Source organism: uncultured Litoreibacter sp. (genome assembly GCF_947487515.1).
Taxonomy (GTDB): domain Bacteria; phylum Pseudomonadota; class Alphaproteobacteria; order Rhodobacterales; family Rhodobacteraceae; genus Litoreibacter.
The window spans coordinates 72,957-95,816 of record NZ_CANKWO010000002.1 but is presented as its reverse complement, the minus strand read 5'-3'; the positions used below and the strand labels follow the sequence as shown (position 1 = coordinate 95,816).

Below are 22,860 nucleotides of genomic sequence, written 5' to 3'. Positions count from 1 at the left end.
CTGAACGAAGCGGTTTATGTACAAGCAATCAATCCTAAATTATCAAACAAAACTTCAATCTAAGTAGTTGGGAAATCCTACTTGCTACAGAGTGCACATTAAACCGATTACGTAAGCAAATGAACCACCACTTATTGTGAATTTCGAAGCATCAACAATGAGATCATAGCGCTCTTGGCCCGAAGGCGAGAACCGCTGCGATAGATGATGTCTCCGCGCTTCTCGCCTTCTGTGGTGCGCGGCAAGATCGGGCATTTAGGTAATTGCACGACAGCGCTAGCAGCATTGCTGCGCCAATGCATTCTATCGACTCTACGTTTGCGTCGAGTTTGCTTTTCAGCGAGTGCCGATTGAAATCCGGAACCAGTGCCGAAGGTTGTTGTAATACGCATTTCCCGCAAAGCAGCCATCCGCTCCCTCTGATGCTGCGCTCTGTGACCAACGACTGCTTTGGGGAAGCTGCGCTGCGACATTCCAACCCTTGACTAATGTTCGGTTTGGGCCGTCCTCGCCAAGTCTGGGAAGTCGCGCGATCGATATGCTGCAACCGATCTAATGGCGGTTCAGAGCCCATTTTGCTGGATGTTGCACATTGCATGAATGGCGGCTTTACGAAATTGACAGTGTGATGTCACGTCTCTGCCAGCTCTGGCCGGTTCTTTTTCTTGTCGCTCTCAACTTCTGTGAATTCGGCTACCAGCTCCGCGCAAGGGCTAGTGGCAAGGTGCACCTGCACGGCCATTTGTTGGGCTTCTAGCCCCAAGCCGCTCTGTCCCTGTCCCGTGGCCGAGACGCGTTAGTAAGCCACAAATTGCGTTGCCGGTGTGTGTTTGTTCATAGGTCAGTGTAACAAGAGAACGGTCGTTCATATGTTACACTGTGAAGTGAAATTTTCCATATCAGATTTTAGTGCTATTAACTTGTGCTACACATTCTTTGGGTTTTGTGGCGTAGAAAATGGGTATCGCCACTGCTTTGATGAGGCCATCTCAATCAGCGCTTGCATCGGAATGCTTGGAAAATCCAAACTCAAAAAATACTGATCGTCAGGGCCCCCTTTAAAGAAGGGGTTTAGCAGGCCCATTATTCCAGATCGCATCTCCCGGTATTTGGGCCATGATGGCCCCTCTACTTTAAACTCATTGCAGAAGTCACAGATGAAAGACGGTATTCTCTCGTCTGGGTGCAAACGCTCCCAATCGACGCATTGTACAAGATCATCTTCAATTGACACAGGCCCACCCAGACCACGTTGCAATTCATCCTCAACAAAGTTCAAGACTCTTCTGGAGATCGCATCCGTCATTGATTTAGAAAGTCTACCTGACCGCAGGAAGCTACACACCCTCTGAACTGACTATCTTGACTGAGAATCGAAGTGGTGCCGATAGCAACCCCCAAGACACCCACAACTGGCCCCGCAGTTCGACCAACCACCGGCGCTATCCTATTTGACGTTGTCATTGGCGCGTTTCGAGTCGGGGCAGGAAGCCTGACACCACCAGGCAATCGCCTATTACCAAATGTCTGGCGTGCAGCCAAGGAAGCAACAGAGGTTCCAGGTGTAGACCCTTTAGGCTTTGCACGTGTTGGAACGTCGTTCATCGTCGACGTAACAGCTCCGACGGTTGCGGTGGCAGATCCTATGGCTGTGTTTGTACCGTTATAAACCATATCACCACAAGCGCTTTCACACATCATCGCGCTTTGCTCTTTTTGTTCAGTCAAGTCACGTATTGCTTGATTTATTTCGGCACGGCTCATTCCAGTATCAACATTTGGGCCAATTTTGCCTCTGTTAACAGCATCAATATAGGCTTGCTCGCCACTTCGCCTGCCCGGACCTGAATTTAGATGGCCAATTTCGGTATTTATTATCCCGCCCCCAGTGAGCGAGTGCATTCCACGTACTTCCATTTCTGCTTCTTCTGCAGCAGCCTGTTCTGGTGAAAAATCATAATCACCGGGAGCATTGGAAAAGTTGTTTCCAAAAGGATCGTATTGATTTATTGGGTCGTTCCCAGAATAGGCATACCGATTGGTCCCGACTCCCGGTTCGGTGGGGTCAAACCAGTCCGCCTGAATAAACATCGCACTGGCCTGCGATGCGAACACGGCAAAAAGCGTGGTGAGAATGAATTGCTGCAAAACGCGGAGCATGAGAATCTCTCCTAATACGGGTAATCTGACACGAAGCTAACTTATCTTTCGGCTTGCCGCCAACCCAAACTTTCAGCCTTGTCAAAGGTGCTTTGGTTGATCCTTTGAAGATAGGCGAGATAGCTCCGCTGATCTTCGGGCACGTCCTGAACCGTGGCGTATTTGTCGTGAAAGTTTGTTTTCAGCAGGTAATACGCCGCCGTGCCTTTCTTCACCATCGCATAGCCAAAGGTTTCGTAGTGATCGATCAGGGTATCAGCCACGGCCATCGCGTCGTGATAGCGCTTTTCCTTGATCAGGTATTCCAGCACCACAACGGCGATCACTGCCACGGCTTCCTCATTCGTCAGGGTTGCCAAAAACACCCGGTTGGCAACGGCTTCCGGCGTGATCGGCATGTTGTTTGTGTAAGGCGAGTTATCACCGCGCAAGCCGCCGTTCGTGGCCTCGATGTTGTGCTGCTTGCCGTCTTTGGTCGTGAACCTGACCAAGACATGCTGGGGAGCCAGAGAGGGGCGCACATCCAGCCCAAGCCGCTGCCCGATAGCGATGAGCAAAAACGGCATGGTCACACAGTTGCCGCGTCGATCTGAAAGATAGTCTGATAGCAAACGGTTCTCGAATTTCAGACCAAAGGGATCATCAAGATCGTATTCAAAAGGGCGGTTGTCGTTCCAATAGCCCGGTTCGTAGACGTACTGGCGGATTGCATCCACCTGATCCCATTCCGGGGCGTTCTGCGGGATCGCGGATCGGATATGGTTCGCCATGCGGTCGATATCGGCCTGCATCGCGTCACCATCCACGCGCGGATTAATGATGCGCTCCACCTTCACCATGACCTCGGCGAAATCCACCCGGCTCATGTCCCGCTCAAAGAGGGCTTTTACATCCGCCAGAATATCCGCGCGAACAGTAGAACCGCTCGCCACTGTGAACATCAATGAAACGCAAATAATCAAAAAGCGCATGAGGAAATCCTTCAACCTGAACGGTGGAAGGCTAGACGCATTGCCCTCGACGCACCAGAGGCTTCACACCACAACTCCTCAAGTGTAGATCGTGATCTGGCCAATTCGAATTCCTGAAGCACCAAAACCGCCGTTGAAGCAGCCGCATCGAAAGCCCGGTTTGTCCGCAAAGCAGACAACCACTTTGAACGATGCGCATGTCCGCTCAAGGAAGTACCAACACACAACTTAAAACTGAAGCGAGGCGCGATAACGAAATGCGAACATCTGCTAACGGGAGTTATGCAAACCGCCTTAAGGTTGAAATCTAATCTAAAAGGCAACACCTTCTCTCAGGACATTTTCACAGAAATACTGACCTTCATCTTTGAAAGACACGCCCCATCCTTGAAGGCCTACTCACGTGATGATGTTCTTCTACTAACATCAGGCACAATCAACCCAGCCTTCTTCAATCTATAGTCCAAACCATTGCGAGCGTAATACCAACTAATCCCCTGCGGGGTTTCAAACGGGCAAATGCCTCGGGCTTCAAGATGGCACCCTAAAGGGCCAGACGCCCTCCTAAATCTGCGTGCCAATTGGCCAAGTGTCTCGTAATTTCTCTGGAACTCCGTAAGGCTCTCCGAGCTTATAGCGTCCAAAAATTGTCGCGACCTAGGATTTCTAACGCGCTGTGACCTGAGCAGCCCTTCTTCGATCAAATAATTAATGGTCTGATAGGTCACGCGAAGCGTCGTAGCCGCTTCACCCTTTGTCACACCATCCATCTCCAGAGGCGGCAAGGCTGCGCGAACATCCTGCAGGCGAACTCTAAACCCTGCGAGGCCAGCCACGTTAGCGTCGCGTGCAACATGACCCAATGCGCCATCCAAGACCAATTGCACGATGTGCGTTGCGGGGCACCGGATGCGCCTCGCAGCTTCAATGATTGGCACCATTTCACCTGCCCCCACTGCCGTTACTGTAACTGAGGACGCAAGCCCCTCCAGTAGGCTCTCCAGTGCATGCTTCTCATACTTGGGGATTTGGTCCAACGCGTCAATGACAGGTTCAACAATTCCAGATTTGCGCAACAATATCAAAAAATCTGTGCTTACATTTAAGACGTTCGACGCTTCTGCCACGGTCAAGCGGTTAGAAATTTGTTCCGACAGACGAGACAAGTCTTGGGCACTCAAGCCATCATGCAGTCTAATTTCTGACTCACCGTCGTTTTTCTGGGCAACACCCTCCGCAATAAGAAAACGGTTCATTCGTGCTCGTTGAATTCCCAATGACTTCCAAGCTCCATGGATTGAATATCTCGATGGCGTTGAGCATTTTTTCCCCAGTACTACGTCCCCTTCACCACAGGGGTACGTTCGAAAAATGTATTCTCGCACAAGGGTTTTGAGCGTATCAAACTCTGGACCAACACGAGACAGCCGAAGCCATTCAAACAATGCACCCAAATCAGATCTATGGCGGACAGTACGTAACCCATTGGGACTGACCAGCGTATCAAGGGCCGCATAGAGCCCAGTCTCGCCCTGCTTCAACGCATCAAATCCGATTTGGCCACCAGTTGAAAGTCCATCTTCCGATGCACTCGTAATTTTTCGGTCAGGCCCAAACTCAAGAACAAACCCCAACAGTTCACAAAGCCGCGCCGCGATGTGCAATGGCATGTCATCCAAAAACTGGTTCTGCTTTTGACCTTCCAATCGCGCGAGAATATAGGCCTCTAATGAAGTGAATCGGCGAAACCGGTCGAGTTGCGCCTCTTTTTGAATCGTTTTCCAATGCCGCTCGATGACCCTGCAAAAATCATAATTCCGGATGGTGTGTTTTTCAGGCTCTAAACTTATCAAAGGCACCTCATGTAAGGCGCAAGATCGCATCGACAAGAAATGCCACAGATGTTTCCGATATGCCCCGTAACGCCCATGGCGCCTACAATCTTCGACAAGGCATTTGGGGCAAACGCGTACGCGTGTCCTAACTAAGGACTTTTTTGTTACGCACTCTCCCGCGACAACAAAGGAGTTTGGGTTCACCGTGCGCATGGCCCAATGCTTCATGTCTTCAGCATTTGCGCCACCGATTACAGCCATTTTTTCAAACAAGATGTCATCGCCTCGCACAAAATCTTGCCACCGAAATCCGTGATCCAAGCACAAATCACTTGGTGAAGCCAGTCCGCAATATCGCGTTAGGCGAGAGACATAAGACGTCGCTGTTTCGTGCTCGAGGATTGGGAAAGATAGAGAATGCTTGATAGTCATCGTACAGCCTCCCCGTTTCCGAAAGTCATTGTCCCCATGACAGCGCGTGTATCGATTGCATGGTAATCAGGGGCAACAAAGGGGTTGAGCCCGCGAACACAGCCCGATTTACTCTCAAAAGCATCAATGAAGTGGTCACGACGCAGTCTACCCGTCCCTTCCAGCACAGCGTTCTCAATCCCGTTCAAAATCATCGACACAGTCAGACCAAATTCATTGGCACCCGCATGGAGTAGGCGAGGCAAAAATTCCTTTGAGTCCAGTTCAGGGCATATAGAAAGACCTGCCTTGTCCGCATAGGCTTTGAAATACGCGCGCACCTCCTTTTCATGGGAAGCCCATGTCACCGCCTCGATGCTCACCATGTCGATCCGACGCTTAAGCTGGTCGTCTGAATTGATCATTTCAATCATCTTGGGAGTACCGGACAAGATCAGGCCCACAGGCCAGGCTTTGCTGTTCATAAGAGATTTCAGCGTATTTACGACGTCATTGCGCACGTTAGCGTTTTGGCTTGAGAACAGATCTTGTGCCTCATCGAGATGCACAAACAAGGTTTCTCGATTGTGCAGCAAGGTGCGCACCTGATCCCAAATTGCACCGGCCGGACTGCGGCGCATGGAATCATATCCCAACGCGCCCAGAATGGTAGAACCGACATCTTTGAGCGTAGCTGGCGATGGGACCAGAAGGCTAATCACCTCGGCCTTCTGACTCTTTGCTTGGGGTTGCAGAATATCTGGGTGCTGCGTCAACAGGCGTGCTGCAAGCGTTGACTTGCCGCTGCCTGATGCACCCACGATGGCAATCCCTCGAGCCTCCTCAAAGAGACCTAAAGACAGCGCAGCACGCCGCCGTTGCAAATGTCGATCGAACTGAACGCACAGTTGCTCATAAGCTGCATGCCTAATGAATTGCCCACGCAATTTTGCGAGCTGGATGTGAGTTTCGGACACGTTATTCATCATCGAACCTCCATGTCAGAGTCTCATGAGCATCTTCTGCTTCGGGTTCTTCCACCTCAACGGGCTTTGGAAGGGCAGCTGCTCCACCGCTGTCCTTATCCAGAAGAGGGATAACGTGCCCAAACAGATCCTCATCAGGTGGTAGGTCGAAATCTTCAGGATCATCCGGATCAATCGACAGTCCCACGAAGAGATCTTCTTCGCCACGGCGCAGGCCTGCTGGCGTTACGGCGCGCAAAGCGACACCAACGGTCGCTTCCGCAGCTCTATTCAGCGCAGCTATTTTTTGAAGCGCATCAGCGACTATATGTTCGCTCAAGGCAGCTTCCTTGCGGAACTTCAAACGCAACTCTCGTGCAGCGCCTTCCCATTCATCGTACGAAACTCCGTCGAAACACTTTTGCAATGCCGTCGCGGGAAACCACTCTTCACCAATGCGCACCATAATCCAGCCCAAGTCATTGAGGTCGACACGAATGTCGACATCCGTCTCGTGGCGATGGAGGTAAAATTGCCGTAGCGCTGAACAGGTATAATCAATACCAAATACGCGGACACCACGCCCAGACACCTTTCGATTTTGCGAATGGCCAAATGCCCGGCGGCGAACACGCTCAGGCACGTCAGGAACCACGCCTAGCTCGCATCCCAAACGTTTCCAGCAATTCGCAGGGGTCTCGCCTTTGAGCCCTGCGTGCGGCCTGTTATGGTACACATCGACCACATAAAGGATTAGCATTTGGATTAAGACATCGTCTGTTAGTGCCGCCATGGCGACAGATGGATAATCTCCTCTTTCTTTCGGGTTCGAAAACGTCTGGCCAGCAAGACCCGGCATCAAATCCGTACCAAAAGTTCCAAATATTCGCTCGACCCGAGCCCTCAACTGCGGCAGGCCGCCGGTCGGCGTTTCTGGCGAACCACCTGCATCAAAGACTGCCGCACGAAACCTATCATCTACGAAGGCCGCACCAAGATCAGTTGCGACAGTTTTGAGCCCGCCATATTGCCCCCAAATGGAGCGACAGCCTGCTGCGGCAGACAAACTTGACTTGTCGCATGTCACATCAGCAAGCAGTGCAATCGCATCTTGAGCATTTGGGGTTTCACAGAGTCTCATCCCAAGAACGCAGCGGGTCGCGGCATCGATAGCAAGATAAAGCCAGCGTCTTCCTCGCGGCAGGGCAGCAAGCTGTTCAGCGCTGAGATGATCAAGAGCCCCCCGCTCAGCCAAGATTGTGATGAGATCCACGTTCCACTCATCGATTTCAATCCGCTCCATGGGATAGCTTGCATCAACGCCAGTCTCATATAGCATGAACGCCCTATTTGCCGCCTCAATACCATGGCGTTGGGCATAGGTCGTATAGGGATCTAGCTTCGCTATCTCTCGTTCGACCTTACGCCTTGACGGAACTTTGAATGGACGCAGGCCTAGCTCGGCACGTTTCACATTCTCCGCTTCAAATTTAATCTTCGTATTCTCAGAGACACGCCGCTTGGATAGCCGGCTAAGCGTCAAATAGTCACCAATGCACTGCCCCAGAAACCTCAGTTCCTCTAAGCTAAATCGGTCTTTCCAGTTTCCTGATCGAAAGGTTTTCGGAACGAGTGCCAACGCGGAGTTTCCAGACTGTTCGAACCGCCGGACCCATTCCAGTAAGGTCCGAGGGCAAGGGGCAACGCGGTAAACTCTTTTCTTTCCCGCACGCTTACGTAGCCATCCATCTTGCTCAGACCTCGCCAACTTGTTTACATGTCTTTCGATCTCAGGCAGCCAAACTTGAACTGAAAGTTCGGTTTTCTTTACCTTGCCAGCCCTCCACAGCTCTAAAAATACTGTCACATATACATAGCGCCACATTGTTTCCGCGCGAGTTTCATCCGGCAATGTACTAATTGAATCTGCAACACCTGTTTCCCGGAGCTTTTGACGTTCGACCAAAAAATAATCTGGCTCAAGAAGCACATCGGGCTGCTTTAAAAGCGCGCGGAATTCCTCAAATGAAAAGAAAATAGTCTCCTGCGACTTACCGAGTCGATCGAATGTATAGCCTTGCTCACACGCAACCGCATTTTTGTAGGTCTGCGCATCTACCGTCAGTCGATCCAAGGACGACACTTTCATGGGAAAACTCATTGGACACCTCCTGCATACACGGCCGTCTGCAAGTTGATGATTGAGGTTTTGTCTGCATTGAGTTGGCCCTCATAGATCGCTAGGAACACCGCGCGAAATCCTTGGCCGCCTGCATTCAACTTTTGGCTCAATTCCGCTATCGTTGTCGGAAAGGATATCGTTTCTAGCACTTGATGTAGCTGATCCGCGACATCGGCACTTCTGTAGCGCGCGAAGTCAAAGTAGCGCTCGGCATTGATGGCTTCGGCGCGCAAAAAACATTGATCCGTAACTAACCTGACATCGTCAGCAAAATTCTTGCTTACGGCCTGTCGAATAAAACACAATTCATCAGCAAAGCCTTCGCTCTGGGCAATTTTTGCAGGCTTAACCGCGATCGCAACCCTGCGCCCAGACGCCCGTTGGATCAAGAAATCAAAGAAGTGATTTCTCCGCTTTCCATTAGCATCGTAGTAAGTGACCGATGGGGGCTGCTCCCACAGATCAATGACATCACCACTTGCTAAAAGTACGTATAGAACATTGAGCTCTAGACGGCTTTCGAACAACACGATCCTTGGTCGTTGCCAACTTGGCAGCTGTACAACAACGCCTCCCCGCGAGCTATTTTTCGAGCGTCTTGCAATACGCCTCATTGAACGGCTGGGAAGCGGAGGCAGGTCGCCTGTCGTAGCCGACACTTCTGGCCAAAACCTCGTTGCGGCTTGTCGCGACGATGGCAGAGGCAATGTTAGCGCGGTCGATGGATTTAGTTCTTGGTCATTGGCTATATTTGTTATCATACAGTTCGCCCTCGCCTTCCATACAACTGGACGGCGGCTAGGCACTCCTTCAATTTGAATGAACGAGACCGGCCCACAGGCTGACCTGCACGCTTGACCGGACTCAAAAATTGGTTCACAAAGAAGGTGTATTCAGGGCTCGTATCTTGAACACACCTTAGAAGCCTTTGAGAGTTAGCGCTCTCGAGGGCTTTTACTTTTTAGGTCATTTGGTTTCCTTCCCTAGGTTTTCGGCTTTGCTTTTGAAGAGCTCCTCAATGCTCAGACCTAAGGCTTTGGCAAGAGCTTGCTCGATCTTGTGAGAACGATGCTTGCGCAGACTAACCAACGTCATCGACGTACCAGATACCCCCAGTTCTCGAGACAATTGCGCGAGAGACGTTCCACGAATCTTAAGTTCCGCTTTTCGCCGCTCGTGCAGAATTCGGTTGCTGTCGACATCCGTCATCCAGTTGCTCCTCGGGTTACGCTTGCAAGCCCCGATCAATCGAAACTCGCAACCACCAAAAGTCCTAAACCCAAGTTTAGCAAGAAGAATATCATTCATAACACACTGAAAAGCATATGAACTTTTATTCACACCTACTGGAACTATTGTTCACTTCTCTCACTAATCATCTGTAATTTCTCCCTTGTCGCACACACGATTACTCCTCAAATTAGGAACAACTAACTTGAAGGAAATGCGACGTGGCGAGTGATACAGTTCAAAAACTCAAAAAAATCTACATCGATGCCACGCATCTAAAGCTGAGAGAGATGAGAGAATCAGCTGGCCTCACGCAAATTGAGTTAGCTCAACAGTGCGGGGTGTCTGCGCGAACATGGGCCAAATACGAAAACGGATCAGTTCCTTTTCCTGGCTACCTGCGCCAAGCTGTATTTGAGGCCTGTGGACATGACCCTCAACCTGCACTCACATGCCCTACAGGTGGCCTCAGAACCTTACTTGTTCTGCAACGAACAGTATTTGGCATCGCACTCCATGAATTTGCCGCCTGGCGAGCAAACCTTCGCGAAGAGAGCTCATTATTCCTAGCCTCTAAGCGCATGACATTTTTGGGGAGACACAGTGCTGCTATTCACTCGTCGGCCTTAGCTTTTGCTTTGTCCACATTTTCAATGTCTTTCCTAAACCTCGAAGACTCCCCTCAAATCGGAGCGTTGACCTACCATGAGTGGCTATTTCTATTTTGCTTTGTTTCGACTTTGATCTTTGGAAGCTATCAAGCTGTTTTCATCTTCAGATTTCAAAGGTGGAAATCTAAGCGCTAAGTAAAGCCAAGAATACTTAAGGCCTACACGAACGGCCCATAGTCGACTTTCGCCTCGTTGGAGCCCAACGACCGGTCCCAGCCCATAGCAGACATTGGGTTTTGGCATGTTGGGCGGACACTACCCCCACTCCTTCATTGATGCCACATGACTCGAAATGCAGAAACCATTCTCAAATTCTAGAAGAAGCGTGAAGACTTTGTGCCGAAATGGGGGGGCACGGTCGATCCAAATTCTAATGACAAGTAAGGCAGTGCCATCAGCACGGAATAATATGTCGTACTCTTCTACAGGGTGGTCGATATGGTCACGGAGATTATAAGCATGAACGCCATTTAGATGAAGCCCAGCGACATGGGCTGCCTCTGCCGACGACATACTTGAAGTAAGGGATAAGCTCTCCAAATCGATTACTTCGCAAATACTCGGAAGTCATAAACCCCAATTACAGTTCCATTTTTTGATTTCAAAGTTACCATAATTCGCAGATCCGGCATGAACATTCGGCGTCTTAAGCCAAAACGCAAGATCAGGCCTTTCTCCTCTGAGTCTGTCCAAAGTTGTTCAGTCAAATCGTCCGGTCCAACCACCGTGTTATCGAGTGAGTAGCTAACCCTACGCGCGCCTAAAGCAGCAACTTTCGAGGGCACTTCTCCAGTACCTATCCCGAGAAATGCGCCTTCAGTTGCTGCCCTAAGCTCATCATTTGCCGCATTCGGATTTAATCGCAGCGGCTCAGATTTTGCCATAGTACTTCCCCAGATTGATAGACTGCCCAGTACAATTCCCACACCCAAAAGTTGACGCTTTCTAATATTCATATCAATTGCATGCCTGCTCCTGGAGCAGTCACTGCCGGTTTGCGATCTGGTAATTTAGCTTTGCGAACAATACTCATGGCATAAGAGTTGCTGTTGGGGCCTGTCGGATCATACTTTATACGTTTCATACCAATTTGCGAGGAAGCTGCCAAAAGTTTCGGGACGTAGTTTGCATTAGTATCTCTTATGGTGACGAACTTGTTACCCAGAGCAACTTCTCCGCTTGTGTAATAGTCAGGTGCGATTTCTGGTTTGATGTACCCCATATCCGCATCATTACTCGGATCTCTTTTATGTCCTTCCTCAGCTTGTTTGCTCGAATCGCTTGTGGAAGCTCCACTAATTGCGCCCCAAACGCTTGGATTCCCGTCATGAGAAGGAAACGCACTGAATGTCATCTTTAGTCCCGAAGCGCCACTCCCGCCACGGTTCCAGGCAATTACAAACAGATGATAGTAGGTGTAGACCATCGGAACGCCACCCAGGAGCTTTGCACCGACCTGATACCTCCACTTCGGACACTTTTGGCATGTGCGTGCCTTCTTGGCCTTTTGCGCGCCCTTGCTAGAAGAAGTCGAGCTTCCGCCGCTACTGCGAGACCCCCCACCACCGCCACTAGATTGCGACTTACGACTAGCCTGCGATCCACGTGAGCCGGACTGCGAAGCGCGCGACGCGCTGCCAATTACTGGAAGTGACCCGGGCATTATTTGATACCTCCTTCAAAAGGTAGTCTATGTGGCAAAAGACCGTGTTTGAGCGCAAACATGCATTGACCGTGGACGTGTTCAAAGGAAATTTTCATCTCCCCCGTTTCGTCAAAGCAATATTCCATCACTTCTTTGGTAAGTTTCGCGCTTGCTTCGGCGCCATAACTAGCAAACAAAACATACACGATATCGACACATGCCGTTAGGTCTGAATAATCAAGTTCATAGCCAGAGAAAGCCGTCCTAAAGACATCGTACACTGTATCTGAGTCGCATCCGGCATCGTGATCTTGCTCCAAAGAACGGGCATGCCGTATTGCCACCATGGCCGCGCCAGCATCGAACAATCGATCAAGCTCATACTCACGGTCATATTCAGCAGGTTCAGGAGGCGAAAAGGGACCCTTTACTTCCACAACGTCACCCTCGATAGGAAGAATGAAACTCTCAACCTCCTCGAAAACTCCAAGCAGACGCGTGCCTTCAAGAAAGAAGGCCAGAAAGATAAAGTACTCTGGCTCCCAATACCGGACATAGTACCAACTTTCGTCTATATCCTTGACGCGGGTGAGTTTTCGAAAGGCTTTTTGGAGCTCGTAAATTCCGACCTTAGAGCGAAAGAAAAACCCGAGTGCCAGGCTACGGCCTGGATCGAAGAGTAGCCTGTGTATTTCAGTTGGCGCGCCTTTTTCCTCTAAGTCAAGCTCTACTAAAAAAGGAGACTCTTCGCCAAACTCCTCTGCAGTGACTCCTTGAAATAGACTGCAAAAGGGCTTTCCTGACGCTTCTAGCACCTCTTGAAGATCCCCTATCAAAGATGCCCAAACAGCTCCATCGATAAGGGCATAAGGCTTCGCATCGCCACTCCCTTGGAACAATGGCACCCACATTTCTGACAAGATCCAGTCAGGACTGGAGCTTGTTTCTACATCTATTGGGGTTATCTTTGGCACAAAGCCTGCCTCACTTATCGTCTGTAAGATCTAAAGAAATGAATAAAACAGATTTTTAGTACTAATCTCGGAGAGAATACACAACTTTTTTGACCAGCTTGATCAGAAGGAAAGTCTAAATCCTTTCAATACCAAGTCAAATCTTCGAACAGAGCCTTGCCTCACACTTTGTCGAAAGTCATCCCAAAGCGTGCGCCGACAAACTATGGTGCCACCGCTACCTCGCATTCGGATGGAACGAAAGATGCTCACTATTCTGATCAGCCCCACCTGTGTGGTCCAGTTTGATTGTTAATGCATGATCGGCCTTTGGTCCATCTGGACGATGATTTCGGGTGCTGGTGGCCGGTAACCCAATGCGCTGTGTGGTCGTTTCGTGTTATAGTGTTGGCCACCGGAGACGAACCGAGCAAACTAGCGTGAATGATGTGCTGGCGGAGGCTCAGTCCTCCACACTAATTTTATAGCAACCTAAAAAGCGTATTTTTCTTCAAAACTTTAAGCACCATACCACAATAAATGCCTCACAAGTCATATAACGATGTGCCTCCTTCGGCAATGCGAAATGCGACCGTTGCTTTATGTTAATGAGTTGTAACTAAGCTCTAAACCGTGACCGTCGGCATAGTAGCACCGGTCGGTCTGGGCTCTCTGCCGCCGTTAGCTGCATAATCCATGAACGGCCGCTATGCCGACGAAGGCAAAGCTATGAGTCGCAAAAGGTAAGAGTGGTGTGTCGCCCATTTTGTGGGGTGTGCAAAATCAATGACTTAGCGGCGTGAAAAAGGAAGAACTATGTGTCGCTCCACACTTTGTGTGAGACGACACATAGTTCTGCCTTTTGCGACAGACCTTTGCCTTTCACGACGCATAGCCTTTCCTTTTCTCATCAATTTGTAGCCTTCGTTCATTTTTCGCGCCTTCCATTTGGGGCAGGTTTTCAAGACAACCGCTTTAGCGGCTTGCTCTGAAACCTTGCCACGTGGCGAACGCGGATGGGGGCGAGGCAATGCTATTCGACAGGGTTGGTGCGGCCCGCAGCGCAGCGAGGACACGGCCCTGTCTAATGGGATTGCCCGAGGGTGAAGGCCGCGCACTTCACCCTGATGTGACACAGTGGCGTATCGCGCTTGCGCGAACCCCAAGGAACGGGAATATACTAGGTGGGGCAGGGCAGGGGCCTGCTTCGATCCAAAGCGGACCTCGGATCATAATGCGGCGAACAGCGGCAGAGAGCCCATTGTGACCGATGCTGCGCCGTGCACCAATGTTCGGTCTAGCGAAAACCAAAAAGTGGGTTTTGTAGTCGGCCCTTTGCGGACATTGGCCGGTGATTTGGAATGCTGCAGTGCGGCCCGTCGAACCAGCCATTCGCTGAGACCGCAAAATTTCAGCGTAGGCGAACTAGCAGTCTGCGGGACAAAGCGCCAATTTGCTGCGGCTGCGCTAATGACTGCTTCAAAGAAACGCTGCGGTGATCTGCAAATTAGGCAGCCGCTTAGTTGCCCACAGAAATCTTCACGTCGAACTTTTACTTCATAGAGTTAAACCCGATCATATTTCCTTCGGTGTCTTGGCAAAGAAGCACCCAGCCGAAATCATCGATTGAGAATTTTGGTCTGACGACAGATCCTCCAGCATTGACTGCGCGCTCTTGTTGAACGGCGCAGTCCTCGACCATGAAGTAAACAATTGTGCCGCCAACGCCGGGCCCTGCATGAGGTGCTTTGGTCAAGGCACCGCCTGCGCCATAAGCACTCATTTCTGCGGGAAAGCTCATCATCTGGGATTCTCCTGTCGGATCGCCCATCGGTTCGAGTTTTCCATCAAGCATGGCTTCGTAAAAGGCCACGGCCCGATCAAGGTCGTCTACGTAAATGTCGAACCATCCGACTGCGTTCATCTTTGTCATGTCTTTTTCCTATTGATTTGGATCGAGGTGTTTTGTGTGAAGGTTAGACTGCGGCTTGTGTCTCACCATCCGCGGCGACAGTGCTTTCAAGATGCCAGATCTTAGAAACGATTTTCCAACCGTCTGCGCCACAAACAAACCCGAGGTGATCAACGAAAACACTTTGATGTGCCCGAATGCGAATTTTGACGGTGGCACTGATGGGCGAAAGGAAGTCGATCATTAGAACCTCGGCCATACGTGGCTGTCCAACGCTCGCTGGCGATACACGCCCGGCGACGTCGTCACGAAAACTGTCGATAGGTTCTACGAAAATGGTGCCGTTGTCCGCGTCGAACAAGCTTGATTGTGGGTGAAACACTGACGTTAATTTGTCAGTGTCACAGCTGTGGATGGCATCGAAATAGGTTTCGATTGCAGCTTGCAGATCAGTGGAAAGTGTCATTGGTCTATCTCCGTTTCAATGTGATGCATAAGACTTGCCAGTATTCCAAAAATCGCGATACTGGCAAAATAGACAACATACGGTTGGATTCTGCCAAGATGACAAAATTTGCGACACTGCCGGAAAAACACCCGTTGGCTTGCGCGATCGCTTATGACGGGTTGTGCACATTTGAATTCGGGATCGCGGTGGAGCTTTTCGCATTGCCACGTCCCGAATTAGAACATTGGTATCAGTTCGCCACCGTAAAAGCCGAGCCTGGCCCCGTTCGCGCCGTTGGTGGCATTACACTGGACGCGGAGGACGATCTTGACCTGCTGCAAAAGGCGAGCCTGATCATTGTTCCTGGGTGGCGCGGTGCGGATACGCCGGTGCCAGAAGAGTTATGCGCGGCATTGCGTGCCGCATACGCGCGCGGCGCGCGGGTCGCTTCGATCTGTTCGGGTGTTTTCGTTTTGGCAGCCGCTGGTTTGTTGAACGGCAAAGGTGCAACGACCCATTGGCGTTACACGGATAAACTAGCTGACATGTATCCAGAAATTGACGTCGATCCTGATGTGCTGTTCGTCGAAGGTGATCGCGTTTACACTTCGGCAGGATCAGCGGCAGGGCTTGATTTGGGTTTGCATATTATTCGCCAAGACTTCGGCGCACAGGTTGCTGCATCCGTCGCAAGACGTTTGGTTTTGCCAGCCCAAAGAGACGGCGGTCAGCGCCAATTTGTTCCCCGCCCCGAGCCAAAGGCCCGCGTCGGATCAGGCTTGGCAGCTCTGCAGGACCGTATTCGAGGGGCAATTGATGAAGAGTGGCCAATCGAACGCATGGCCAGTGCAGCCGCAACAAGTGGACGCACCTTGGCCCGCAGGTTTCACGAAGAGGTCGGAACAACGCCGTTGAACTGGCTCAAAACCGAAAGAGTATCGCGGGCCGCTGAACTGCTGGAAAACGGTACAATCCCACTTTCTGACGTTTGGGAAGCTTGTGGGTTTGGATCTGCAGAAACGTTTCGTCGTGAATTTAGAAAAACGATGGGTATTCCACCTGTGCGATACCGAGAACGGCTCGGCGTTCCATCAACTGTCTAGGTAACGAAACGCATCTGACCAGTTTTGGCAGTGAATAACAACCTACCTACTTTTTGGATCAAATTACCGGCCATTCGTACTTGATGCAGCATGTGGTACTTCGGGCTCGGAGCTGTCATTCTCCGCTTCGCAGTATCCTCTCTGAAAATCCAGATCGCGCCGCCACCGACGGCCCATAGTTGCCGTTGGTCTATCCACTGACATACAGCAGTGCGGCCTGAAATTGCGGACATTCGCGCATCTTGCAGCACTTTAGATGCTCATACCTACGAAATCTACACTTGGGGCTCAGAACCGCCCATCGCTGCGCTTTGGGCGTACGTCTATTGTGGTGCAGCGCTGCAGTTTGCACAGCACAGCATTCAGTACATAGAAGTCCGCGCATCCAAAAAATTGTCTGCGCGCGTACCAAGTGGGCGTGACGTTATTTACGCGGTCTTTCATCACAATCGTCGGCACGACAAGGCAGCTTCTTCGGGACGGGCATTGGTCCATTGAACAGAATTTTATCGACGAAGGCCGGTTGGGCAGGGCTTAGGGGCGAGTGCTGCGGCAGGCTGTGAGGAGTTTGCCGTCTCCGAGAATGCAGACGGTCGTACGCTCCATGGCCTCGAAGGCGAAGTAAGGCGCAGAGGACGTCGGCAGTGCGGCACATATTTTTCGTGCTTCACCGGCTAAATCTTCGCAAGTCGACACCACCTCGAAATAATGGGTGCGATAGGTCTCCAGCAGCCCGTCACCGCCCCGTTCGATCTGCTGGGCAAGTGGTTGAGGGCGAACTCCATTGTCATGTGACAGTTTCTTAGCGGCGAGCAAGCTTTCCAGTTTGGCGCGGTTACCAGCCGTGAAGCCCTCGCCGGTGAAATCAGGACAGTTCGCTGTCCATTCGTTTTCCGCAGTGCAGGACCCGAAGGGGGCGATTGAAACGAGTTGACCGTCGCGATCCGTAACCCCAATGCGGCAGTCGGTCACTTCGTCTCCTGTTTCAAGCGATACGATGGGGCAAGTCGCATATGTGATCGTTTTGGCGTCGGCTGTGATGGGGAAAAGGTTGATCTCGAGGATCGACTGATCCCGCTCCAGCTTGAAAGATGCCCCAGCGACGCTGTTGCAGTCGGCACTGGCGGGGCCGGCGAGACACACGATGAAGGTCAAGAGGCGCATCATTGGCAAATCCGTAAATTCATATTGGCAAGAAGCGTATCACCGATCACCTCGCCAGCGGCGGCAAACATATCGTGGCCAGCAGGCAGATCAGGCATTTCACGGCGCAGGTACTGCGTACGCCAAGCCGCACGTTCGGGGTCGGCAGCGGGTTCTGGCGGAATACCCCAGCGGGTCAACGCATCGCCAATATTTGCCTCGTAATCAGCGTTGTTCCAAAGTCGGTCACCAGATTGAATGTTGATGTAATCCCCTTCAAGATAAACGGGAACGATCTGCTTGGTTGCAGGGTCGTTGTTGCCAAGATGTACTGGACTGATATTGGCGAGCCCCATTCGCAGAGCAGTTTGCTCAGTCACATTTTGCGCGGAGTTTTCGGCTGTTTGAAGCGCCGTGGCCACTGCTGTTGCGATAGACGAACCAAGGCTTGTCGCGTTCTGTCTGACAGCTTCGGTGTGATCAGCGATCGGGCGCTGGATGGTAAGCGGCCCCCGACGACCATTCGCAGAACGCGCGGATTTCGGGTAGGTGCCGCCGAGGTTTTGATCGTTCAAAGTCGTAATGGCGAAGTTGAGATTCCCATCGACCGTGCCTTGAACCTGATGAATGTCGAGTTCGACATGCGTGACAGGGCTGTGAGCGTTGAAATGGGCACAAAAGAAGAAGTCAGCCGCCAAGTCGCGAGCGACATGTGCCCTATCGCGTCCGCTGAGGTTCGTGAATTCATCAGTCTTGGTGAGATGCACTTCAATCGCTTCGAGGTTCGGGTCGTTTTCGACAATCTCGGCGGCGCGCGCTTCGATCCGATCGCGTATTGCTGGAATAAGGGCGTGGGTCATTGTCTTTTCAAGTGTGTTGCTGATGGCACCAATCGCGTTGTTGAAAGACGAGCTGGCGAGGTCGAACATCGCATCATATTCCGCCTGCGTTATCTCTCCGTTCGCAAGTTGCGCAGTGTAGGGAGCCAACAGGTTTGGATTCGACAGGTTGGCGCGGGCCGCACGTCCGCCATGACCGGGATCGAGAACGAAGATCACTGTGGTGCTACAGACCGCTGCGGCATCGGGATCGGCGGCGGCTTCTCCATTGGCTGCGGCTTGGGCTGCGGCACCTTCCTGAGATGCGGGGGCTGCTCCCTCTCCGGCAAGTTCAGCACCGATCTCATCCGTTTCCGCAGCACAGCTATGGGGCACATCTTCTGGAATGATTGCGATATCGCCAGGCTGCAAGCCACCGGGAAGGGTGTCTTCGGATAAATCATAGATGGTATCACCGCGCTTGACATTCATCGCCTGCCAGCCTGATCCGCCTCCGGGAAGGCCGCAGTTTTGCGCGATGCCCCAAAGGCTGTCATTCGCGGCGACTGGGATTTCAGTGTTAGACATTTAATCTATCTCCTAATCCAGCCAAGCCGTCCTGTGCGAGAACGGCTGGCACCCAATGATAAAGCGGATCAAGCCAAAATCCATAACCGAAAAAGTGACAGGCTATGGCGGCATCACGTGGCGTGCAGCCTGAAGTCCATTCTGCATTGCTCTATGCCGGCGGAAAACGCGCGCTCCATTGTTTCTGGCCCGAAGGCTTTCGCCCGCTTCGGGGCGACCTGTATCACAACATCGAAAGGGGCCATCGTTGTCGGCATCTTGCAGGCTTCTATAAGGCCGGGGACATAACCTTTGTTGCGGTTGATCAGGCCTTCCGAAATCATAAGGTCCACATGATCAAACATCCGGTTGAGGCCGACGATTTTATGCACAGTAGGTTCCTGCCACAGAGCAGTTGTGCGTAAATCATCTAGCAACGGGTCATGGTCGAAAAACATCCCCAAGTGCGTTGCAACAAAGCTATATTTCACACAAAGGTTGCGCCGTGAGTAGCCGCTTTTGGTGGCATGTTGCATCAGAAGGGTGAAATGCTGTTTGACGCGCTCTTCACTGTTTAGCTTCGGAAACTGCCCGAGTGACGGTGTAAAAAGGGTACTCAGTTGATTTACGAACTTGTCCCGCATGGCGTCTTTGACAGCGCCCACATCTACTCTGAATTCTGTCATGTTTGAGCCATCCACGCACGAGGTACGATTGCTTCAACCTTAAATTCACGCCTTCGCAGTTGAGCGTCTAAGCCCTTTAAAATTGGATAGGTTATCTCAAAGCACTTTGGGTCCCACCAGCGCAGAAAAAACCGTTTATCATATTTGTCACGTACCCATAATAACTTACGACACCAATGCCATATATGGTCAAAGGACGCGTCGCTTCGAATAAGGACGCCGGGGGAATGATCCCAAAGATGAAATTGCGCATCATTTTGTGTGAAAAGGTTTCGGGTGAACACTTCGGATGGATCAAGCGCGACCAACCAAGGTGCTACGTCTTCAAGTTCGGTTTGGGTATCACCTGAAAAAAGGCAGCGATGCTTCGCACTTGAGGCCCCAAGAGTTTCAACCAGAAACGGCTGTCGCGCAGCATCAATAAGTGCGTAAAGCGTTGCGTTGGTTGCAACAGGCAAAAGGGCCTCTGGCCATGTGGGGTCTTGGGCAAGCTCAGATCCGAAAGGTGCGAGGGCTTCAAGAATGACATGGTGGAGTGGCAGTCGGAATTCAGCTTCGCGTGGTTCTTCTACGTCTGAAATTTGATCGTGCAATATATTGAACCTGAATCGGGAATTTTTGAGACAGTTAGTGCATAAAAACACGAAGCTACTTGAGGCCAGCCGCAGCTTCAAGAAATTTTGGTCGACGCTGCAATGCGGCGCGTCAGAGCGAACTTTAGCCGCAATGCCGAAATTCTGACCCGCTAGAAATCACGCATCGCGGGACTAAGCCGCTGTTCGCTCTCGGTGAAGCAATGGCCTATCGCGCTTGCGCGAACCCCAAGGAACCGGAATATTCTAGGCGGGGCAGGGCAGGGGCCTGCTTCGATCCAAAGCGGACCTCGGATCATAATGCGGCGAATGGCGGCAGAGAGCCCTTAGGCGACATTGAGCAAAGCTTCGAATGATGATGGCGGCCAGTGAACCGAAACCGGGTACATGAGTTTGATCGCAGAATACTCATGAATCGAGTGTTCCTTTCTTTTTTCGCACAAAAAGTGAGCTAAAAACATCGGCGCGCAAGGAAAAATGGCACGCTATAAAGGTTTCGCGTTTCTGCAAGTTACCTTCGTTTGTTTGCAGTTTTTTCAAGTTAACTTTTACTCTCGAATGGCGTCGAAAACAAGAATCCAGCAATCCAACAGGAGTTTCGGACGTGAAATACTCTCTAACAAGACGCGGTCTTCTTAAGGCCAGCGCCGGTGCAGCAGCGGCTTTGGCAGCCCCATCTATTCTATCTGCCAGCGGCAACTTCTCAGGCAAAGAAATTCGCCTGCTGACCTGGTCTGACAACACTGGTCTAGCGATCTTGGAAAACATCGCAAAGCCGTTTGAAGAAATGACCGGCGCGAAAGTCATCGCTGATCGGACGGGTTCAACTTCTGAAATGGTGGCCAAACTGCGCGCTTCTGGCGGACGGGCACAATACGATGTGATCACCCTCGCTGGCGTTGGCGCGGTTGAGCTGGCGGGGGACGGATTGCTGGCGAAACCAGACCTCAACCAATTGCCGAATCTTGCCAAAGTTGACCCGCGCTTCCGCACAGGTGCGGATGGCCACGGTATCGGTTATCTGCTGTGGACTGGTGGTCTGATTTACAACACAAAGACTTTCAAAGAGCCGCCAAAATCCTATGCTGAAATGTGGAACGCAGACCACACAGGCCGACTGTTCATGCCGCCTGCAACCTGGACCGACGCCTTGGATACTATCTTTGCGACAGGCAAGATGATGGGCGGTGATGGTACCAACGCGGACGAAGCCTTTGCAAAGCTGTCTGAGCTGCGTCGCAATATTCTGACCTTTGGTGAAAACCCTGCACAGCTATCCGAGCTCTTCCGCTCTGACGCGCTGGACATTGGTGGCGTCTACGCACCTGCTTTCTTTGCCAAAGAACTGGCTAACCCTGAGCAATCTAACATGGGCGCGACCTATGATGTCGAAGAGGGTTTCTTTGCTGATCTGATGTACACCATCATGCCGAAATCCAAACCGGGCGCAGATGATGTCGTACATGCCTTCATCAACTACACGCTGGATGCCAAAGTGCAGGGTGTTATGGCCGAGGCCGTCCTGAATGGTCCCATCAACCAAGAAGCGCAGATGAGCGAAGCGGCGAAAGCAAGCCCATTCATTATCAAGCCAGAGCAGCTGAGCGACAAAGCCGTGGTACACGACAAGTCCTTTATTGCAGATGTGCGCGAACAGTGGATTTCCAAGTATCAACAGACACTTTCCTAAGTCAGGAAGCGGAACTCTCACGTGTCCACAACCACATTAAGCAAAGGTCAGGCGCTCGCATTTGCGGCGCCTGCCTTCATCGCAATACTCCCTTTTCTGGCGGCCTGCGTATACATTTTGCGCTTTTCGCTTTCAGCCGAGCAAGGCGTCATCGAGGGGTTCTCGATCCGCGCCTATCAAGATTTGATGACGCCCTTCTTTGGGCGATCTGTCTGGCTGACACTGAAACTGGCCTTTATCGCAACCGTTGTCGTGATGTTTATGGCCGTTCCCTTGGCCTTCCTCCTGACCAGCTTGCGTGGCTCTTTTGCGCGGCGTTTGCTGACCGTCACAATCCTTTTGCCCTTGATCCTGAATCTGCTTGTACAAGCCTACGGTTGGATCCTTCTCCTCGGCCCATCGGGGGCTTTGAACACTGTCCTGAAATCGTTGGGATTGATTGAGCGACCGCTGTTCTTGTTGTTTAATGAAACAGGGGTTTTGCTGGGGTTGATTCAGACTTCTCTGCCGCTTGCCGTCTTCCCAATTGTCAGCGCTGTGCGGGGTATTTCGAATGAACATCTTGAGGTGGCGAGCTCGCTTGGGGCCAGCAACTGGCGCATTTTGCGCGATGTAAGTTTGCCACTGCTGCGCCCCGCGCTTGTCGGGGCCGCGTCGATAGTCTTTGCCTTCAATGCAAGTGCCTTTGCCATTCCATTGCTGCTTGGCGGGCGGCGCGTGCAGATGATGGGGGTGGCAATTCGCGATATGATTTCGCCGCTGTTCAACTGGTCCGGGGCCGCTGCCGCCGGGATGATCCTGATCCTATTGACACTGTTTGTGCTTGTCGTTTCAGCGTGGCTGGTTCGGGTCACTACTGTGAAGACGAAAGGATAAC

Annotated in this window: 21 protein-coding genes and 2 pseudogenes; 4 read left to right on the top strand and 19 right to left on the bottom strand. The window is 51.5% G+C overall.

Going from position 1 to position 22,860, the window contains the following annotated elements; all coding sequences use genetic code 11:
• Positions 1-925: 925 nt before the first annotated feature.
• The 9 genes and pseudogenes from Q0746_RS05915 to Q0746_RS05880 all read right to left on the bottom strand — a co-directional run bounded on the left by Q0746_RS05915 (position 926) and on the right by Q0746_RS05880 (position 9,733).
• Complete coding sequence (locus Q0746_RS05915; RefSeq protein ID WP_298258235.1) at positions 926-1,306, bottom strand: hypothetical protein; 381 nt, start codon at positions 1,304-1,306, stop codon at positions 926-928.
• Positions 1,303-2,160: a hypothetical protein gene (locus Q0746_RS05910; protein WP_298258233.1), complete on the bottom strand. Its 858-nt coding sequence runs from the start codon at positions 2,158-2,160 to the stop codon at positions 1,303-1,305. The genes Q0746_RS05915 and Q0746_RS05910 overlap by 4 nt, the downstream gene beginning before the upstream one ends.
• 41 nt (positions 2,161-2,201) lie before the next feature.
• Complete coding sequence (locus Q0746_RS05905) at positions 2,202-3,131, bottom strand: transglutaminase family protein (protein WP_298258231.1); 930 nt, start codon at positions 3,129-3,131, stop codon at positions 2,202-2,204.
• A gap of 395 nt (positions 3,132-3,526) precedes the next feature.
• Complete coding sequence (locus tag Q0746_RS05900) at positions 3,527-4,984, bottom strand: hypothetical protein (protein ID WP_298258229.1); 1,458 nt, start codon at positions 4,982-4,984, stop codon at positions 3,527-3,529.
• Positions 4,985-4,993: 9 nt separating this feature from the next.
• A pseudogene (locus tag Q0746_RS16680) lies at positions 4,994-5,398 on the bottom strand (TniQ family protein); the annotation flags it as partial.
• Complete coding sequence (locus Q0746_RS05895; RefSeq protein WP_298258227.1) at positions 5,395-6,366, bottom strand: ATP-binding protein; 972 nt, start codon at positions 6,364-6,366, stop codon at positions 5,395-5,397. The pseudogene Q0746_RS16680 and the gene Q0746_RS05895, both read right to left, overlap by 4 nt.
• The gene (locus tag Q0746_RS05890; protein ID WP_298258225.1) at positions 6,356-8,503 is read right to left on the bottom strand and encodes a Mu transposase C-terminal domain-containing protein; all 2,148 of its coding nucleotides are present in this window, start codon (positions 8,501-8,503) and stop codon (positions 6,356-6,358) included. The genes Q0746_RS05895 and Q0746_RS05890 overlap by 11 nt, the downstream gene beginning before the upstream one ends.
• The gene (locus Q0746_RS05885; RefSeq protein ID WP_298258223.1) at positions 8,500-9,054 is read right to left on the bottom strand and encodes a TnsA endonuclease N-terminal domain-containing protein; all 555 of its coding nucleotides are present in this window, start codon (positions 9,052-9,054) and stop codon (positions 8,500-8,502) included. The genes Q0746_RS05890 and Q0746_RS05885 overlap by 4 nt, the downstream gene beginning before the upstream one ends.
• Before the next feature lie 436 nt (positions 9,055-9,490).
• Positions 9,491-9,733 (bottom strand): helix-turn-helix domain-containing protein, encoded by a 243-nt coding sequence (locus Q0746_RS05880; protein ID WP_298258221.1) that lies wholly within the window; start codon positions 9,731-9,733, stop codon positions 9,491-9,493.
• Between the two features lie 242 nt (positions 9,734-9,975).
• Here Q0746_RS05880 and Q0746_RS05875 point away from each other — a divergent pair, with 242 nt between their 5' ends.
• Positions 9,976-10,560, top strand: coding sequence for a helix-turn-helix transcriptional regulator (locus Q0746_RS05875; protein WP_298258219.1), 585 nt, complete (start codon positions 9,976-9,978; stop codon positions 10,558-10,560).
• Positions 10,561-10,970: 410 nt separating this feature from the next.
• Here Q0746_RS05875 and Q0746_RS05870 read toward each other — a convergent pair whose 3' ends face one another.
• From Q0746_RS05870 to Q0746_RS05845, 6 genes and pseudogenes are all read right to left on the bottom strand, one after another.
• Positions 10,971-11,381, bottom strand: coding sequence for a hypothetical protein (locus Q0746_RS05870; RefSeq protein WP_298258217.1), 411 nt, complete (start codon positions 11,379-11,381; stop codon positions 10,971-10,973).
• Positions 11,378-11,851: a hypothetical protein gene (locus Q0746_RS05865; RefSeq protein ID WP_298258215.1), complete on the bottom strand. Its 474-nt coding sequence runs from the start codon at positions 11,849-11,851 to the stop codon at positions 11,378-11,380. The genes Q0746_RS05870 and Q0746_RS05865 overlap by 4 nt, the downstream gene beginning before the upstream one ends.
• A gap of 236 nt (positions 11,852-12,087) precedes the next feature.
• A complete protein-coding gene (locus Q0746_RS05860) occupies positions 12,088-13,044 on the bottom strand; it encodes a DUF4123 domain-containing protein (protein WP_298258213.1) in 957 nt (318 codons plus the stop codon).
• Between the two features lie 291 nt (positions 13,045-13,335).
• A pseudogene (locus tag Q0746_RS05855) lies at positions 13,336-13,434 on the bottom strand (integrase core domain-containing protein); the annotation flags it as partial.
• A gap of 1,141 nt (positions 13,435-14,575) precedes the next feature.
• Complete coding sequence (locus Q0746_RS05850) at positions 14,576-14,956, bottom strand: VOC family protein (protein WP_298258211.1); 381 nt, start codon at positions 14,954-14,956, stop codon at positions 14,576-14,578.
• Between the two features lie 43 nt (positions 14,957-14,999).
• A complete protein-coding gene (locus tag Q0746_RS05845; RefSeq protein ID WP_298258209.1) occupies positions 15,000-15,401 on the bottom strand; it encodes a nuclear transport factor 2 family protein in 402 nt (133 codons plus the stop codon).
• Between the two features lie 98 nt (positions 15,402-15,499).
• Here Q0746_RS05845 and ftrA point away from each other — a divergent pair, with 98 nt between their 5' ends.
• A complete protein-coding gene (gene ftrA / locus Q0746_RS05840) occupies positions 15,500-16,486 on the top strand; it encodes a transcriptional regulator FtrA (RefSeq protein ID WP_298258207.1) in 987 nt (328 codons plus the stop codon).
• A gap of 534 nt (positions 16,487-17,020) precedes the next feature.
• On the opposite strand, the gene Q0746_RS05835 is transcribed toward ftrA, so the two are convergent.
• From Q0746_RS05835 to Q0746_RS05820, 4 genes are all read right to left on the bottom strand, one after another.
• Complete coding sequence (locus Q0746_RS05835) at positions 17,021-17,653, bottom strand: hypothetical protein (protein ID WP_298258205.1); 633 nt, start codon at positions 17,651-17,653, stop codon at positions 17,021-17,023.
• The gene (locus tag Q0746_RS05830; RefSeq protein ID WP_298258203.1) at positions 17,650-19,035 is read right to left on the bottom strand and encodes an N-acetylmuramoyl-L-alanine amidase; all 1,386 of its coding nucleotides are present in this window, start codon (positions 19,033-19,035) and stop codon (positions 17,650-17,652) included. Before Q0746_RS05830 ends, Q0746_RS05835 begins: the two co-directional genes overlap by 4 nt.
• A gap of 113 nt (positions 19,036-19,148) precedes the next feature.
• Positions 19,149-19,679, bottom strand: coding sequence for a hypothetical protein (locus Q0746_RS05825; protein WP_298258201.1), 531 nt, complete (start codon positions 19,677-19,679; stop codon positions 19,149-19,151).
• A 17-nt stretch (positions 19,680-19,696) separates the two neighbouring features.
• Positions 19,697-20,293, bottom strand: a complete 597-nt coding sequence (locus Q0746_RS05820; RefSeq protein ID WP_298258199.1) for a DUF4123 domain-containing protein — start codon at positions 20,291-20,293, stop codon at positions 19,697-19,699.
• Positions 20,294-20,897: 604 nt separating this feature from the next.
• Between Q0746_RS05820 and Q0746_RS05815 the strand changes: the two genes are divergently transcribed.
• Complete coding sequence (locus tag Q0746_RS05815) at positions 20,898-21,983, top strand: extracellular solute-binding protein (protein ID WP_298258197.1); 1,086 nt, start codon at positions 20,898-20,900, stop codon at positions 21,981-21,983.
• A gap of 21 nt (positions 21,984-22,004) precedes the next feature.
• Entirely contained in the window at positions 22,005-22,859 is an 855-nt protein-coding gene (locus tag Q0746_RS05810) for an ABC transporter permease (RefSeq protein WP_298258195.1), read from the top strand.
• Position 22,860: the final 1 nt, after the last annotated feature.